At 52.5% G+C, this 15,324-nt stretch carries 10 protein-coding genes; 9 read left to right on the top strand and 1 reads right to left on the bottom strand.

What is annotated here, in order from left to right:
* Window positions 1–206 precede the first annotated feature (206 nt).
* From SD425_RS08435 to SD425_RS08400, 8 genes are all read left to right on the top strand, one after another.
* Window positions 207–3,290, top strand: a complete 3,084-nt coding sequence (locus SD425_RS08435; RefSeq protein WP_324677403.1) for a TonB-dependent receptor — start codon at window positions 207–209, stop codon at window positions 3,288–3,290.
* Between the two features lie 35 nt (window positions 3,291–3,325).
* Window positions 3,326–4,984: a RagB/SusD family nutrient uptake outer membrane protein gene (locus tag SD425_RS08430; protein ID WP_324677400.1), complete on the top strand. Its 1,659-nt coding sequence runs from the start codon at window positions 3,326–3,328 to the stop codon at window positions 4,982–4,984.
* Between the two features lie 80 nt (window positions 4,985–5,064).
* Window positions 5,065–6,444 (top strand): DUF1080 domain-containing protein, encoded by a 1,380-nt coding sequence (locus tag SD425_RS08425; RefSeq protein WP_324677398.1) that lies wholly within the window; start codon window positions 5,065–5,067, stop codon window positions 6,442–6,444.
* 77 nt (window positions 6,445–6,521) lie between these two features.
* On the top strand, window positions 6,522–7,886 hold the full coding sequence (locus tag SD425_RS08420) for a Gfo/Idh/MocA family oxidoreductase (RefSeq protein WP_324677396.1): 1,365 nt from the start codon (window positions 6,522–6,524) through the stop codon (window positions 7,884–7,886).
* Window positions 7,887–7,905: 19 nt separating this feature from the next.
* Window positions 7,906–8,976 carry a PmoA family protein gene (locus SD425_RS08415; protein ID WP_324677394.1) on the top strand — a complete coding sequence of 357 codons (1,071 nt, stop codon included), beginning with the start codon at window positions 7,906–7,908 and terminating at the stop codon, window positions 8,974–8,976.
* Window positions 8,977–9,545: 569 nt separating this feature from the next.
* Window positions 9,546–11,111, top strand: a complete 1,566-nt coding sequence (locus SD425_RS08410; protein WP_324677392.1) for a hypothetical protein — start codon at window positions 9,546–9,548, stop codon at window positions 11,109–11,111.
* Between the two features lie 463 nt (window positions 11,112–11,574).
* A complete protein-coding gene (locus SD425_RS08405; protein ID WP_324677389.1) occupies window positions 11,575–12,285 on the top strand; it encodes an HAD family hydrolase in 711 nt (236 codons plus the stop codon).
* A complete protein-coding gene (locus SD425_RS08400; RefSeq protein WP_324677387.1) occupies window positions 12,282–13,328 on the top strand; it encodes a UbiA family prenyltransferase in 1,047 nt (348 codons plus the stop codon). Before SD425_RS08405 ends, SD425_RS08400 begins: the two co-directional genes overlap by 4 nt.
* A 125-nt stretch (window positions 13,329–13,453) precedes the next feature.
* Here SD425_RS08400 and SD425_RS08395 read toward each other — a convergent pair whose 3' ends face one another.
* On the bottom strand, window positions 13,454–14,332 hold the full coding sequence (locus SD425_RS08395; RefSeq protein ID WP_324677385.1) for an NAD(P)H-binding protein: 879 nt from the start codon (window positions 14,330–14,332) through the stop codon (window positions 13,454–13,456).
* Window positions 14,333–14,570: 238 nt separating this feature from the next.
* On the opposite strand from SD425_RS08395, the gene SD425_RS08390 reads away from it, so the two are divergent.
* Window positions 14,571–15,197 (top strand): TetR/AcrR family transcriptional regulator, encoded by a 627-nt coding sequence (locus SD425_RS08390; RefSeq protein WP_324677383.1) that lies wholly within the window; start codon window positions 14,571–14,573, stop codon window positions 15,195–15,197.
* The last annotated feature ends 127 nt before the right edge of the window (window positions 15,198–15,324 follow it).

Raw genomic sequence — 15,324 nt, 5'->3', positions numbered from 1 at the left:
TAGCGGAAACGTTTGCGAAATCAAACTAAAAATTACCTTTGACATAAACGACTTGTTCTCGCCGCGCAAATACGCTGTTGCTACACATTAGTTGCAGATCTAGGTAGAAACATTGTCCCAGAGTTAAGTGGCTTTTGAAGAATTGGCTATGTCCCCCATAGTCACAGATATACATCTCTTTTTCCCACCAATTCTTTTCTCTGCATATGATGGTACTCTACTCTGGTCACTTGCGGCAAGTGACGCTATTGCTAATCTTGTTGCTAACCCTCACTCTCCCCAGAGCGTGGGCGCAACAAGCCACAACCGAAATCAGTGGCCGGGTCACGGACGAAAAAGGCAGCGGACTACCCGGCGTGACGGTGCAGGTGAAAGGCACGACCTCGGGCACCAGTTCCGATGGCGACGGTAAATACACGGTGAAAGTGCCCGCTGGAGCTAGCTCGTTGGTATTTTCCTCCATTGGCATGTCGGCGCAAACCGTCAGCATTGGCAACCGCCGGCAGATTAACATCTCCATGAAAGAAGACGTGAAAGCCCTAGGTGATGTAATCGTCGTGGGCTATGGCACGCAGAAGAAAAGCCAGACTACGGGCGCCATTTCCTCGGTTACGTCTAAGGAAATTGCGGAGCAGCCACTCACCAATGCCCGTCAGGCGCTACAGGGCCGCGCGGCTGGTGTCGACGTTATTCAGTCGGGCAGTGAACCGGGCGGTGGCGTGACAGTACGTATCCGCGGCCGGCGCTCGATCAACGCCTCGAACGACCCGCTGTATGTGGTAGATGGCATTCCAGTGGCTGGTGGCATCGACGACATCAACCCCCAGGATATTGCTTCCCTAGAAGTCCTGAAAGACGCCTCCGCTACCGGTATTTATGGGTCGCGCGGCGCTAACGGGGTAGTGCTCGTGACCACCAAGCGCGGTAAGGCCGGCAAGACCGTGGTGAGCTACGACGGCTATGGCGGCTTCTCACAAGCACTTGGTAAAGTCGACGTCATGACCGGCCCTCAGTTTGCCGAGTATAAGCGCGAAGCCTATCGGACCGCCGGCATCTATGACGACAGCAACCCGACGGCCTCAGACCAGAAAACCTTCACAGCCATTGAGCTAGATGGCATTGCCAACAACCGCAGCACTGATTACCAATCCATGCTCCTGCGCACAGGCTCTATTCAGAGCCACCAAGTGGGTATGCAAGGCGGCAGTGAAAAGACGCAATTCTCGGTTTCCGGTAACTACTTCAAGGAAAAGGGGATTTTGAAGCAGACCGACTTCACCCGCTTTACTTTCCGCGTCAACCTCGACCATCAGATCAACGACCGTATCCGGGTGGGCACGTCTACGTTTGGAGTTTACAGCCTCAACAATGGCTCCGACAGCCCAATCAACAACCCTAGCTTTGATGGCTTTCCCAATCCCAACTACACGGCCCGTGGCTTCCACCCGTTTGGCGGGGCTTTGTCGGAAAACCCACTCGGCAAGCCGTATGATGACAACGGCAACCTAATATTCCTGCCTACGCCTGATGGCCTGCGCTCCAACCCAGCAGCAGAAGTAGTGCCGGGCGCCAACATCGCACAAACCAAAACAGTCCGCATTTTCAACAGCATCTACGGCGAGTGGAAAATCGCCGATGGTTTGAAGTACCGCGTCAACTTTGGGCCTGACTTCACGAACCAGCGCTTCGGACGCTTTACGGGCACGTTTACGAACGCTCGTCGTCTAGGGGCTCCTACGGCGCGCGTCGAAAACGGACAGCGCTTCAACTACACGGTAGAGAACATCTTAACTTATAATAAGAAGTTCAACGGGGTACATAACCTAGGTATTACGGCTCTGCACTCTGTTCAGCGCGACAACTACGAGACGTCTTTTATTGATGTAAACGCGGTTTCGGCGGAGTCCCAGTCGTTTTACAACCTAGGCCAAGCGGGCTCCTTCAACGCGCCCGGTACCGACTTGCAAACTTGGACGCTCCAATCGTTTATGGGCCGGGTTAACTACGACTTCAAAGAGAAGTACCTGCTGACCTTGACGGGTCGCTACGATGGTTCTTCCCGCTTCGGTTCCAACAACAAGTATGGTTTCTTCCCGTCGGTGGCTGTGGGCTGGAACGCGGGCGATGAGACCTTCTTTAAGGGTCTTACCTGGCTCGACCAGCTTAAGGTGCGGGCCAGCTACGGCTCCATCGGCAACACAGGTATTGCGCCTTACCAAACGCAAAGCTTGCTGGCTCGCACGAGCTACGCGTTCGGCACGTCTCCCGCGTACGGCTACCGGGTGGGCACGCTCGGCAACAACGACCTGAAGTGGGAAACCACCAGCACTGGCAACGTCGGCATGGACTTCAGCTTGTGGAAAGGTCGCATTTCGGGTTCGGTGGAAGCATATCAAGCCGATACGCGCAACCTGCTACTATACAACCAACTGCCTATTTCCAACGGTTTTGATCGGGTGCTCCAAAACGTAGGACATACCCGCAACCGCGGCGTGGAGGTGACCCTTACCACCGTCAACGTGAATTCGGCGAACGGCTTCACTTGGTCAACCGACTTGCAGTACACGCGCAACCGCGAAGCCATCATCGAGTTGTTCAACGGCAAATCGGATGACGTCGGCAACCAGCGCTTTATCGGGCAGCCGCTGCAAGTGTACTACAACTACGAGAAAATCGGAATTTGGCAGCTAGGTGAAGAAGATGCGGCCAAAGCTTACGGCCAGAAAGTAGGGCAGATCAAGATCAAAGACCAGAACGGTGATGGCAAGATCGATGCCGTTAACGACCGGATTATCCTAGGTTCTACCATCCCAAAGTGGGCCGGTGGCATCACGAACCGATTCGCCTATAAAGGGTTCGACTTGTCGTTCTTCATCTACGCCCGCATCGGCAACATGATCCGCAGCGACTTTCACATTGCTACCAACCACTTAGCTGGGCGCTACAACAACCTAGACGTCAATTACTGGACGCCCAACAATCCGACCAACGAGTTTCCCCGGCCGAATAAGGATCAGGAAGATCCGGTATATGGCGCAACGCTCCAGTACTTCGATGGCTCTTTCGTGAAGGTGCGCAACATCAACTTCGGGTACAACTTCACCCCTGCTTGGGCTCAAACGCTGAAACTTTCCTCGCTGCGCCTGTACACTAGCATCCAGCAGCCATTCATCTTCGCTACGTTCCGCTCGAAGTACAAAGGCATCGACCCCGAAACGTCGGACGTGGTGAATGGTGACCAGATTCCGTCGGCTCGCTTGATCACATTCGGCGTCAACGCTAAGTTTTAAGGCCCGTGCCTAGCTCTTTATCACATCATTGAGACATGAAGACCTTAAAATACTCTAAACTAGCTCTGGCCGCGGCTATACTCCTGGTGGCCACTTCTTCCTGCAAAGATTTGCTGGACGAAAAAGTAGTTTCACAGGTAGGCTCCGACTACATCACTACTGCCGCTGGCTTCGAAGCGGGTACAAAGGCCGTTTACTCTTCTCTACGAGACTTTTATGGCCGCGAAAACGGCATGGACGTGACGGTGTTTGGTACGGATACTTATACATTTGGATCCGACGGCTCCTATAAGTATATGAACCAGTACACCACGCAGTTAGATAGCCGCACGCAGCCGATTGTTGATATTTGGAATGCGCTGTATGTTGGCATCAACACAGCTAACGCGGTGGTTGATCAGGCTCCCAACGTGACGGGCCTAGATGAGGCCGTGAAGAAGCGTCGGGTAGCAGAGGTGAAGTTTTTGCGCGCCCACCACTACTTCGTGCTGGTGCAGTTGTATGGTGCTGTGCCTTTGGTGCTAAACCAGATTAAAAGCGCAACTAAAGAAGCCACCCGTACGCCCGTGAAAGACGTGTACGCAGCCATCGTTTCCGACCTAGAATCTGCCCTTGTTGATCTGACGGCCACTACGCCCGACTACGGCCGGGTTACAAAAGGCGCCTGCGAGCACCTGCTAGCTAGGGTGTACCTCACGAAAGCCACTTCAGAAGCGGCTGCTCCTGATGACTACGCGAAGGCGGCCACCTACGCGCAGAATGTTATCAAGAACTACACCTACAAACTGCTACCGGATTACGCTAGTGTATTTCAGCAGGGCTCAGGCGAAATCAATGATGAAGTAATTTTTGCTACGCAATACACGGCCGACCCTACAACGAACGGCGTTGGTAATGAGACGCACTTGTACTTCGTGATGGAGTACGACGCACAGGCCGGTATGAAGCGCGACGTATCCATCGGTCGGCCGTTCCGCCGCTTCCGTCCGACTACCTACATGCTGGAGAAGGTATTCGCGGACCGCGTAAACGACTCCCGCTACAACAAGAGCTACCGCACGGTATACTACTGCAACAACCCCGGCACCTTCACCAACCTCTTCGACACGTCGAAGCCTTCGGTGACGCTTAAGCTTGGTGACACGGCCATCTACTTGCCCGGCTACGAAATGCCGTTGGCCCAACGAGCCAAGAAGCCCTATCAGGTGATGACACCTAGCTTGTACCGGCCCAACCTGTTTCCGACGCTGACCAAGTTCCTGGACCCTCTCCGCCCCGACTTGCAGTACCAGCCCGGCAGCCGCGACTTTCTCATGTTCCGCCTCGCCGAGACGTACCTGATTGCCGCCGAGGCTTTGCTCAAGCAAGGAAAAACGGCCGATGCCCTCCCCTTTATCAACACGCTGCGCCGGCGGGCTGCCTTCCCTGGCAAGGAAACCGCGATGCAAATCACGGCCGGCCAGCTTACCATGGACTTCATCATGGAAGAGCGCGAGCGAGAGTTACAAGGTGAGATGTTCCGCTGGTTTGACCTGAAGCGCTGGGGCGTGCTGATTGATCGGGTGAAACTCTACAACCCCGACGCAGCTCCTAACATCAAGGCCGGTAAGCATGAGTTGCGTCCCATTCCACAAGACCAGATTGACCGAACCGCGGGTGGCATAACCGCCTTCCCGCAGAACCCTGGTTACTAAGCATTTTCAGACCGTTATGGTGAGCCCACTCAGCATGACGGTCTGTAGTTTTTACAACAACCCAAACTCCCTAAACTACCTTGAAACAACGTACCTACCTAGCCGCCAGCCTTCTAGCGACCCTAGCCTTCGGGCAGCCTAGGCCGACTTTGGCCCAAACCGGCGACGGCTGGCAAAACCTCTTCGACGGCAAAACCCTGAACGGCTGGAAACGCGTCGCAGGCACGGCCGACTACAAAGTAGAGAACGGCGCCATCGTGGGCACCACGGTGATGAACTCGGGCAACACCTTCTTGGTCACCGAAAAAGAGTACGGTGATTTTCAGCTGGAGCTAGATTTCATGCTGGAAAGCAACGTGAGCAACTCGGGCGTGCAGACGCGCAGTCACTTCAACACGCCCGGCTTTGAGAACAAAGTGTACGGCCGGCAAGTGGAGTTCGACCCCTCGGAGCGGGCTTGGTCGGGTGGCATATACGACGAGGCGCGCCGGCAGTGGCTGTACCCGCTCGATCTGAACCCGAAGGCCAAAAACCTCTTCAAGCTAGGTCAGTACAACCACCTCAAGATCGAGTGCATCGGCAACGAAACCAAGACGTGGCTCAACGGTACGCCTGTGGCCTACGTGGTTGACCCGATCGACCCGAGCGGCTTCATTGGCTTGCAGGTGCACGCCGTTACCACCGAGGCCCAGGCAGGCAAGCACGTCTACTTCAAGAACGTCAAGATCAAGACGACTGGCCTGAAACCTAGCCCCTTCCCGGCCGACGTTTACGTCGTCAACTTCGTCCCGAACTACCTGACGCCCTACGAGAAGTCGCACGGCTGGAAGCTGCTATTTGACGGTAAAACGTCGCAGGGTTGGCATAGTGCCAAAGGACCGAAGTTCCCCGGCTCGGGCTGGAAAGTGAACGACGGCACCATGACGGTCCTCTCCTCAGAAGGCCGAGAAGCAGCCAACGGCGGCGACATCGTAACCGACGGTGAATATGGCGCCTTCGATTTGTCGTTTGAGTTCAAGCTCACGCCCGGCGCCAACAGCGGCGTGAAGTACTTTGTCACCCTCAAAGAACAGTCGCAAGGTTCGGCCATTGGTCCAGAGTACCAAGTGCTGGATGACGAGCTGCACCCCGACGCCAAGCTAGGTCGGGACGGCAACCGCACCCTCGCTTCCTTGTACGACCTGATCAAAGCCGACAAGAACCCGCGCTTCATCCACAAGATCGGCGAGTGGAATGTGGGCCGCGTGGTTGCGTACCCCGACAACCGCGTGGAGCACTACCTGAACGGCTCGAAAGTGCTGGAATACAAGCGTGACTCTAAGGAATTCAGAGACTTAGTAGCCTTGAGCAAGCATAAAGTGTGGCCTAACTTCGGCGAAGCGAAGGCCGGGCACCTCTTGCTCCAGGACCACGGCAATGAAGTATCATTCCGCAGCATCAAGATCAAAGAACTGAAATAATTCCGCTGGTGGTACGACGGCTCCTAGGTCGTCGTACCACGCTGGGCATACAATCATACCCTCAAAAACTTATTCCCATGTCAAACGAATCAAATCCTCGTCGCGATTTTATAAAGCAAGCGGCCCTAGCTAGCGCCGGTGTTATGTTCTCGCAAGTAGCGTGGTCGGCTAGCAGCTACAAGCGCATTATTGGCGCCAACGACCGGGTTCGGGTGGGCGTAGTCGGCTTCTCCGACCGCCACCGCGCCACGCACATTCCATGCTTCATGAACCATTACAAGGAGTTGAACTTCGATGTAGTGGGCGTTTCAGATATCTGGAAAATGCGCCGGGAGCAAGGCGCAGCTACCTGGAAAGAGAAGATGGGCCACGACGTGGTGGCTTACCGCAACAACGAGGAGATGTACGACAAGAAGGCGGTGGATGCCGTGTTCATCAGCACCGCCGACTTCCAACATGCTCTGCACACCATCGAGGCGGTGAAAGCTGGCTGCGACGCTTACGTGGAAAAGCCTTTCGCCGAAACGATGGAAGACAACCGCGCCGCCCTCAAAGCCGTGAAGGCGTCTAAGCAGATTGTGCAAATTGGCTCGCAACGCCGCAGCGGCTCCAACTACCACGCCGCCGAGGCTTTCATCAAATCGGGCAAGTTTGGTCCCATCACGATGGTGGAACTGACCTGGAACGTGAACCAGCCCGGCCGGTGGCGCCGCCCCGACGTGGTGCCGCTGCTGAAGGAAGAGGACACCGACTGGAAGCGTTACTTGATGAACCGCCCTAAGGAAGCCTTCGATGCGCGCAAGTACCTAGAGTTCCGCTTGTTCTGGCCGTATTCCTCGGGCCTGCCTGGCCAGTGGATGTCGCACCAAATCGATACGGTACACTGGTTCAGCGGCTTGCAGCACCCACGCAGCGTGGTAGCCAACGGGGGCATTTACATGTGGAAAGATGGCCGCCGCAACTGGGATACCATCACGGCGGTATTCGACTACGGCCCCCAGAACGACCTTTCCAACGGCTTCCAGGTTACCTTCGGCTCACGCATGCACAACGGCGACGAGCACCCCGCCGAAATCTACTACTCCAACGGCGGCGAGCTGAATCTGAATACCAACAAGGTGTCGCCCACCGGTGGCCTGACCCAGCGGATGGCCGACGCCATGAAGATGAAGCCTAACCTGCTATCCGAAATGAGCTTGTCGGAGGTAGAGCCCGTCATTGCCTCGGCCAACACCGGCGGCGATAAGCTAACGTCCAACCACATCCGCAACTGGATGGAGTGCGTGCGCAGCCGCAAAACGCCTAATGCACCCGTTGAGGCCGGCTACAGCCACTCTATTGCCACGATCATGACCAACGCGTCGGTGCATACGGGCCAGAAAGCCACTTTCGACGAGAAGAGCCAAGAGGTGATGGCCGGCGGAAAAGCCTTTCTTGCTTAACGAGTAAATGCAACGAACAATGTTAAAAATTGCTTTACCTAGTGGCGTAGCGCTGCTGCTGACCCTAGCTAGCTTTTCGGAAGCCACTGCCCAGAAATCGGAAGCGGTGCGGGTGGTGAAAGATCCGAAAGCCAAAAAGATCGACGTGTACGTGGGCAAGCAGGTGTTCACCACCTTCATGTATCCTGATACGCTGGAGAAGCCCGTGCTGTATCCCATCCGTGCGGCCAACGGCACCGTGGTTACGCGCGGCTTCCCCGTTAGTCCCAGGCCCGGCGACCCCACCGACCACCCTCACCACCTAGGTCTATGGCTCAACTTCGAGAACGTGAACGGGCTGGATTTCTGGAACAACTCTTACGCTATTCCGCAGGAGAAAAAGAGCACGTACGGCTGGATCAAAACGGATAAGATCCTGACCACCACCAGCGGCCCAACCGGCACCCTAGCCTACCACGCCAACTGGACAAACCAGAAAAACGAGGTACTGCTAGAGGAAACCACCCGCTTCGAGTTCAGCGGAACCGAGCGTGAGCGGACCATCGACCGCGTCACGACGCTGAAAGCGGTGATGGACGTGGTGACCTTCACGGATGCAAAGGACGGGCTTCTAGGTTTACGCCTAGCGCACGAGCTGCAAATCCCGTCTGATAAGGACGAGAAGTTCACGGATAGCAAAGGCATCGTGACGGTGGTGAAAGCCGGCACCGACAAGACGCCGAACGGCAACTACGTGACTAGCGCTGGCAAGCGCGGCAATGACGCGTGGAGTACCCGCGCCGCCTGGTGTAAAGTTTACGGGAAGATGGGCCAGGATTCGGTGAGCATCACCATCATCGACCATCCGAAAAACGTGAACTATCCTACCTTCTGGCACGCCCGCGGCTACGGTTTGTTTGCGGCTAACCCCCTAGGTGAGAAGATTTTCACTAATGATAAGTCGGCCAAAAACCTACAGCTGAAGAAGGGGGAATCGGTCACGTTCCGCTACCGCGTCCTCATCGACGAGGGTGGCAAGACCCCGACCACCAAGCAGTTGAACGACGCAGCGGCCGATTTTGCCAAAAAGAGTGTGGCCTCTGCTAAGTAGCACAAGCGCCACCTAGCTTTTTTGCTTTTACGCTCACCCCTCAAGCGCCCTGAACCTTTCAGCTAGGTTCAGGGCGCTTTGCGTAGTAGCCAGCTTAATCGCAGAATTCAAGCAACAATACACCGCTTTATATCATTGAAAAACAAATACTTATACACAACATAGTTATTATCATTCTCTTTTCAAATTGCCTGGTGCAACAGCCATCAGCCAAAGATTTATATCAATACGACACTATAAAGTATCATTTTAACAAACTATTGTTCTAAACTTGCGGATGACAGCAATCTTGCTCGTCGCATTTTACTAGTAACACAGGCAACTAGTGCAGATATAGCTCCTACGTTCAGCGTTGTAGGGGCTGGCAGGAAAGGCTGAGAAACGGTGTAGCCAAATACAACCGTCAATGAACTTTCCACTGACTGAATTGCCCAACCTCTTCGCATTACTGAGCACAACCGCTTCTCTTGGCATGTAGGCCTTTGCCTACTTGTGTATTTAACTGCTCCTCAGATCAACTCGACCCTAACCTAGCAAACTAGTTCTTTCGCATTAAGACTATATACCTCATGAAAAGCAAACGTAATTTCTGGATCATCTTTTTCCTACTCTTGGTGGTCCATGCAATTGTTATTTTGAGCGTCCGGTATTTCCCTTTTGCAGATGTGGCTAGCCATTTAGCAGAAGGAACTATTTACAAGTACTACAACGAAGCATCTAACAAATTTAACGAGTACTACACTTTACATTATTTCTTTTACCCAAACACTTTTCATTTATTCTTTTTCTCGCTTCCTATTTTTTCAAGCGTAGAAGTAGCCAATAGAGTTCTGCACTTCCTCATTATCACAAGCCTTCCGCTGTTAGTTTATCTTATCATAAGAGAAATAAATGGCAACAGATGGTTTGCACTTACTTCATTTGTATTGATATACGGCTATAATCTAACGTTTGGCTTTACGGGCAATGCCCTAGCTAATGATGTTATATTATTGATCTTGTGGTTGTGGCTACGAACGATTGAGAAGCGGAGCAACCATCTTCTGAACATGATAGGAATAGCCGCATTCCTAATTGTGGTTTATTTTTCACATGCCATGGTAGCCTTGTTCGGCCTGATGATGGTCGGGGCTTTCTTGCTTTACCGCTACAAGAACAACTTTGGTAAACTCGTTCTAAATTCTTTCAGCCTCCTTCCGTTGGGAGCGTTGATAGCCTATTGGTGGTTTTTCCTGCAAAAGTCGGCGGAAGGCACCACGGAGTACACCCCCACCGAAGTATCCACGGGTGCTTTTATGAAGGAATACTACGCACGTGAGTTCTGGGTGACGTATCTGGATAGAGTAAAATTCTTAGTTGCTGATAATGCGCAACTCTTCGCTGGCATTATAGGAAAGGTTGTAGCGCTCCTGCTCACTTTAATTATTGTAGTACCCATTGCCGTATTACTCTATCAATATTTTGTTAAACGCAGTAAAACAATTCCGCTTAATTCGCTCTTAGATCCAAATAATAAGTTTACCTACATTATTATTTTCTTCTTTGTTAGCCTAGGTTGCTATTTTATTCTACCATCTCGCATTCCCGGGCAAGAACCTTTGTATGAGCGCTTCTCTACTATTCTTCTATTTGCTTTGATTTTTATCGGCAGTAAGATTCCTGAATTCAACAGTAGGTTTTTCGCTTATGCAGCTACGCTAGTAGCCGTACTGCACCTAGCTTTATGGGCGCAGTACCTTTACCAATTCAATCAGGAGAACAAGAACTTTGCACAAGTTTTTCCGCAAGATAATAGCAAAGTTCTCTCTTATATGAATTATGATCCTTTTTACAGAGGGCGAATGGTATATGACCACTATCAGTGCTATTATATTATACAGCACCAAGGCATTACCACGAGTAAGATCATTGATTACCGCTTCGGCATGATTAGGAGAAAAGAAAGCGGTGGTTTGCCTTCGCAAGAGCGCATGTATTTCAATGAGAACCCTCGAAAATTGTTGCAAAAGGCGGACTACCTCCTAGTGAGAGGCAAGATTCCGGCGAATCACCAGCGAATTCTTGACTCACTAAATACATTCACCAAAGTGAAAGACGTGGACAACTGGCATTTGCTGAAACGCAAAAGCATCTAAACACCCACGCATCTAACACTAGCTGCTCACAGTTTTGTCACTGCACAGGGCTGTGAGCACTTCGAATGATTAACTCTACTTACTAGAAGAGTTAGTCTTTTGGCCCTGCCTACAAATCGCAAACGCCTCTGCTAAAGAGCATTTCTTGCACCTAGGTTTCTGATGATACGGGCAATGGTGTGAAGCGTGCGCCGGCCTTCGATTGTCTGAAATTATGATGCTTTATAACTCTACTTATGCAGGCGGTCGTAGAGGCAAAATCGCACTCTGCGCAGTGTCTGAGCCCACTTTTTAGCTTCAAGCTCGTCTATCTTGTCTTATTATAATAAGTTATTAAATTTTTACCATTAGCATTCTTTTAACCTTTTTGCTATATCTTTGAATATTATCAGACAAAATCCATATTGGCGCCGATAAGTTTATATTTAAGTGGGTGCTATACTGGTAAGAATCTTACTAATGTATGAGCTTACAGGCAGACATTCAGTGGCATAAGATAAAGGCTGTCATATTCGATGTAGACGGCACCTTGTACCGGCAATCGAAGCTACGACGCCGCATGCTCTACGACTTGTTGTTCCACTATGCCCTGCGCCCCTGGCAAATTCAGGAACTGCGGATCTTGCAGCGCTTCCGCGTCGAGCGCGAAAAACGCCCTGGCGCAGATGAGCCTGATCTGGAGAATGCCCAGTACGCGTGGTGTACCGATAATGGCCGCATTCCGGTTGACAAGGTTAAGCGTGTGGTAAACCGCTGGATGTTCCAGCACCCGAACCAGTATTTACTCAACTGTGTGTACCCGGGCACACAATCCTTTTTCGATGCGCTACGGCGCCAAGGCATCAAAATAGGCATCTACTCCGACTACAAAGCCCACGACAAGCTAGCCGCTATGGGCTTAGTGGCCGATGTAGTTGTTAGCTCCACTGATCCGGAAATTAACCGCTTGAAGCCCGCTCCCGATGGTCTGCTTTACGTGGCCGATAAGCTAGGTCTGGCTCCAAGTGAATGCCTGTTCATCGGCGACCGGCAGGAGTTGGATGGTATTTGTGCCGAACAAGCAGGCATGCCCTACCTCATCGTTGACAAGCAACCATTTGATCGGTTTGATTTTTACCGAAAGCTTGAAGACCAAGCTTCTACATCCTCCGTCACTATCCCCACAACCATATGAGCCAATCCTCAGCATTACCCGAAAACGTCGCGGCTGAACCGGCGGTTGCAACCATCCCGGCGGGTCTGAAAGACTACATCGCCATTGCGCGCCCCGATAACTGGGTGAAGAACGTCTTTATGATGCCTGGGGTGCTGTTTGCCCTGCTCATCTACGGCCCCCCTATCGATGCCACCCTGCTCACGAAGCTGGTGATGGGTTTGATAAGCACTTGCCTCGTCGCTTCGGCCAACTACGTCATCAACGAGTACCTCGACGCTGAGTTCGACAAGTTTCACCCCCTCAAGAAGCAACGTACTTCGGTGGTGCGGGTGGTTAGCCCAGCCCTGGTGTACACCGAGTGGTTTGTGCTAGCCGCCGTCGGCTTTATTCTGGCAGCACAAATTAGCATGCAGTTCCTGATCATCTCGGTGTTCCTGCTGTTCATGGGCGTGATGTATAACGTGCGTCCGTTCCGGACCAAAGAGCGCGTATACCTTGACGTGCTGTCTGAGTCCGTTAACAACCCGATCCGTTTTGCGCTTGGCTGGTTCATTGTGGCGCCAGCGTTGACGGTAAGCACGTTCAACGGCCTAGCTTTCTTCAATAGCCTTCCGCCGTCCAGCATCATCATTGCCTACTGGATGGGCGGCGCCTTCCTAATGGCAACCAAGCGCTTTGCCGAATATCGCTTGATCAAGAACCCTGAGCTAGCCGGTCTATACCGTCGCTCGTTCAAGTTCTACACGGAGCACAGCCTCCTGATTTCGATGTTCTTCTACGCTCTCACCTCGGCTTTCTTCTTAGGTATCTTCCTGATTAAAAACCGCATTGAGCTCTTGATTAGCTTCCCCTTCTTTGCCTTGCTGTTCGCTTGGTATCTAAAGATTGGTCTGCTCGAAAACTCTCCTGTGCAGGGCTCTGAAAAGCTTTACACGCGCAAGTGGTTCATGTTGTATGTGTTCCTGTTTTGCGCCTTGCTCGTTACGCTGATGTTTGTTGACCTCCCCTTCCTTAGCAATCTACAGAACAACGAGCCTTATAGCTTAAACAAGGGCTTCTAAGCTCTTTTCTTTACTACCAACAAAAAGCCCTGCCTCTCACGAGGCAGGGCTTTTTGTTGCGCTGTCTGCTTCTTAGGCTCCTACTTAGGAACTCTTAGTGATCTTATATTACTACAAACACGCTATTAGAAAGCAGCGGCAAACTCTTTCGCAAAATCGGCCAGCTTAACCTTGCCCATCACGGGTTTATGCTGCTCGTAATCTTCGCCCAATCTGCCGTTGTGAATGCTGGCGTACAGTTCTACAACACCCGTAGCTACTGAGGCTGGTACACCGTTCTTCTCTAGGCTTTCCTGCATCTGCTCGTCGGTGAAGAGAACCCAGGCTAGGTCTGGCTTGCCAATGGCGGCTCCTAGGGCGCGGGCGGCTTCGTTGCAGGTGCACTCGTCACTCGAAACGTAGCGTATGTGCTGGCCAGGAGCAGCGGATGCTGTTAGCTCCTCGGCGGCGGCATCGGCAATGTCTCGGGGGTGCACCATAGCTACTTTGTCGTCGCCCCCATAGTTGGCCCCAATAAAGCCGGCTCCTTTTATCATGCCAACGAAGCCGTATAGATTGGTGTAGAAGGACGTGGGACGCAGGTGCGTGAGGGCGACGCTGGGCAGCTCATTCAGAATGCCTTCTACATGGTGCGAACCTAGGATAGGCCCTGTCCCCCTATCTAGGTGAGCTCCCCAGCTGCTCAGCCCAACTACCCGCTTAACGCCTGCCTGACGAATAGCGTGCGCATAGTTGTTGCCCAGACGCCGGTAATACGCCACTTGATCAGGCTCGGTGAAGTTGGGCGGTATCATCACGTACACAGCATCGGCTCCGGCAAAGGCAGTAGCTAGAAAGTCAGCATCCTCCACAGAGCCAATAGCTGCCGTGGCACCTAGGGCTTCGATGTCTGGCTGCTTGTCTGGTTTGCTGCTGATGACGGTGACAGCATGCCCTTCTTGCGTCAGACGCTGAGCTAATGGTTTACTGACATTTCCTAACGAGCCTGTTACGACGATTTTCATGGAGTTGAGCGTTGATTTTTGAATGTGTAAGTATACTATACAGTATAGTATACTTACAAGCTTTAAACGGGATTGTTTTACCAGCGGCATCATAAAAGCAGCGAAGCGTATTCATACCAGCGCTAGTACTGGCAGAAGAGCTTATTTTTGCACCGACTGGTTTAACAAACCATTAACCAGACCTAAGAACTGAAGTGCGGGTGCCGAAGCGCAGCTAGTACTTTCCTCACTGAAACAGATGGCCAAACGGGGTGCCGAGCTTCGGCAACAGATGCTACATGCGGCTAAAGCAATCTTCCTAGAGGCCGGTTTCGAACGGGCGTCGATGGACCAGATTGCCGAGCACGCGGGCACAACCAAACGCACGCTTTACGCCCACTTTACCAATAAAGACAACTTATTTCTCGCCGTATTCGACTTGATCCTCGCTTTACAGCTAAACCACCTCAAGTCGCCGGCCGACTATGCCCAGGATACCGAAGAAGCCTTGGTGCTGTTCTGCAGCCGGTTTCTCGAAACGATTTTATCCAGCAAACCGCTACGCTTCTGCCGGCTAGGTATCACCGAAGCCGAGCGTTTTCCGCAGGGAGCCGTGCGTTTGCACGAGGCGCTTTTTGATAATGCCCAAGCGCGCATAGCGTTGTTTCTGAGCGAACGACTAACCACAGCGCCTGAAGCGAGCCAACTATTGGCGCAGGAGCTGATGGGCCAGTTGCTCTACCCCCGTTTTACACGCGCCCTGTTCGGCGTGGTAGAACCCCAGACGGTGTGGTCCGACGACCTAGGTTCGCGGCCAGCCATCGATCTAGCCCCTATCCGGCAAATGGTATCTGCGCTACTCGCACTACAAAGCACTGGTGACTAGCTACGTACCGCGAAGGCAGATGCTATTTTAATTTGATAGACTTCTTTTATAACAAATGAACCTAGGTTAGGAAGACGTGCTTTCCTGACCTAGGTTCATTTGTTATAGAAGCAAGCCCTACTGCAGC

This window comes from Hymenobacter sp. GOD-10R (assembly GCF_035609205.1).
Classification (GTDB): domain Bacteria; phylum Bacteroidota; class Bacteroidia; order Cytophagales; family Hymenobacteraceae; genus Hymenobacter.
The sequence above is the reverse complement of the archived record's forward strand: the minus strand, read 5'-3'. Positions and strand labels throughout refer to the sequence as shown.

Coding starts and splice junctions, on each gene's coding strand:
- SD425_RS08420 (WP_324677396.1), top strand. CDS start 6,522: ATGTCAAACGAATCAAATCCTCGTCGCGATTTTATAAAGCAAGCGGCC.
- SD425_RS08395 (WP_324677385.1), bottom strand. CDS start 14,332: ATGAAAATCGTCGTAACAGGCTCGTTAGGAAATGTCAGTAAACCATTA.
- SD425_RS08405 (WP_324677389.1), top strand. CDS start 11,575: ATGAGCTTACAGGCAGACATTCAGTGGCATAAGATAAAGGCTGTCATA.
- SD425_RS08410 (WP_324677392.1), top strand. CDS start 9,546: ATGAAAAGCAAACGTAATTTCTGGATCATCTTTTTCCTACTCTTGGTG.
- SD425_RS08400 (WP_324677387.1), top strand. CDS start 12,282: ATGAGCCAATCCTCAGCATTACCCGAAAACGTCGCGGCTGAACCGGCG.
- SD425_RS08415 (WP_324677394.1), top strand. CDS start 7,906: ATGTTAAAAATTGCTTTACCTAGTGGCGTAGCGCTGCTGCTGACCCTA.
- SD425_RS08435 (WP_324677403.1), top strand. CDS start 207: ATGATGGTACTCTACTCTGGTCACTTGCGGCAAGTGACGCTATTGCTA.
- SD425_RS08390 (WP_324677383.1), top strand. CDS start 14,571: ATGGCCAAACGGGGTGCCGAGCTTCGGCAACAGATGCTACATGCGGCT.
- SD425_RS08430 (WP_324677400.1), top strand. CDS start 3,326: ATGAAGACCTTAAAATACTCTAAACTAGCTCTGGCCGCGGCTATACTC.